This is a genomic window from Anaerovirgula multivorans, from assembly GCF_900188145.1.
Classification (GTDB): Bacteria; Bacillota; Clostridia; order Peptostreptococcales; family Natronincolaceae; genus Anaerovirgula; species Anaerovirgula multivorans.
In genome coordinates, this window is record NZ_FZOJ01000095.1 from 1 (window position 1) to 1421 (window position 1421).

Genomic DNA, 1421 nt, shown 5'->3' on the forward strand with positions numbered 1-1421 from the left:
GGGGATATCGGGAAATTGAAAATTTCAGTTGAAATCCTCAAAAAATAATCAAGCCTATCGAATTTAGAGTTTATAATAACTCTAGACCTCGATAGGTTTTTTTCTTCTCATTTATTTCTCTGTATTTTTTACATCACAAAAAATCCTTCTTCAAGGACATTTGTTTTTATAGGTCACTTTTTGTTTAAGCTACTTTACCCTCATATTTTTCAAGTATATTTTGCTCAAATCGATAGTATTTATTTATATTTCGAGCCATTACATAAAGCATGATTTCTTTTGTTACTTTTTCTGTGCCTCGTCTATGAAATCTTCTATATCCATCATTTTCCTTCATATCTCCAAATGAGCCCTCTGTCATCACTGAACGTATTTGTCGATATTTAATCCCCTTTTCGCTTAACACATTCTCTTCAGCCATTGATTTAAGGTGATCCCAACGCTCATTGATTTTCATCAACTTATTTTTGCTTTCATGTTTCGTCGGATCATACTTGTAAAGACATTCTGATTTTAACAAACATCCATCACAATTTTCGCTAGCATATACTTCAAACGTTCTTTCAAAACCATCTACTCTGCGTATTTCCGTCTTTTGGTGTTTTAGTAGGCGATTATCATAGCAAACATATGCCTTTTGTGTATTACCGTTTTCATTAGTTATTATAGTAGTCTTCATATTATAGTATTTACTGATATCCTCATAGTACTTTCTTGACTTCTTCTTTTCGTGGTCAGTCAATTTTATGTAACTTTCAATGTTATTTTCTTCAAGATATAAAAGATTCTCCTCGCTACTATACCCACTATCAGCTACCATCTCCATCAGTGTATTACCTAAATGCTCCTGGTGCTTTTTTGCTACTGGTATCAATGTTTTGTAGTCTGTCCTATCGTTACTCACATGGGTATGTACGATAAAATAATTTTCTACTGCAAACTGAAGATTATATGCTGGTTTAAGTTGTCCATTTTTCATATGATCTTCTTTCATTCTCATAAATGTAGCTTCTACATCTGTCTTTGAATAGCTATTTCGATCTTTTCCCATAATTTCAAAATGACTTTTATATTTTAACAACCTTTCACCTTTTTCCATAAAGCTTTCATAAAGATTTTGTAAAGTTGTTTTCTTTTGTCCTTTTCCACTAACAAAAACAATTCCTTCTTCTATTGCAATAGAATGAATGGTTGACGCTACATTTAGCATATCTACTGGACTTACGTTATCTATTTGCAAAACAGTATTGTTTTGTATCTTTTTCTTGTTGCTGTGCTTTCGATGTCTATTTTCTTCAATAATTTTTCTAACACGCTCTTGACCCTCAATAAAAAACATTTCTTTCTCTACAAGGTGATACTTTTTGCCAAACTTAGATGCTTTGATAAAAGTGTTGTATTTTTCAAATAGCTCATTAATT

The 1421-nt window shown here is 31.5% G+C and carries 1 protein-coding gene; it reads right to left on the reverse strand.

Annotation, left to right across the window (positions count from 1 at the left end; genetic code table 11):
- Nucleotides 1-184 precede the first annotated feature (184 nt).
- Nucleotides 185-1421 (reverse strand): transposase (locus CHB72_RS25720; protein ID WP_089285693.1); only part of this gene is annotated, 1237 nt, incomplete at its 5' end.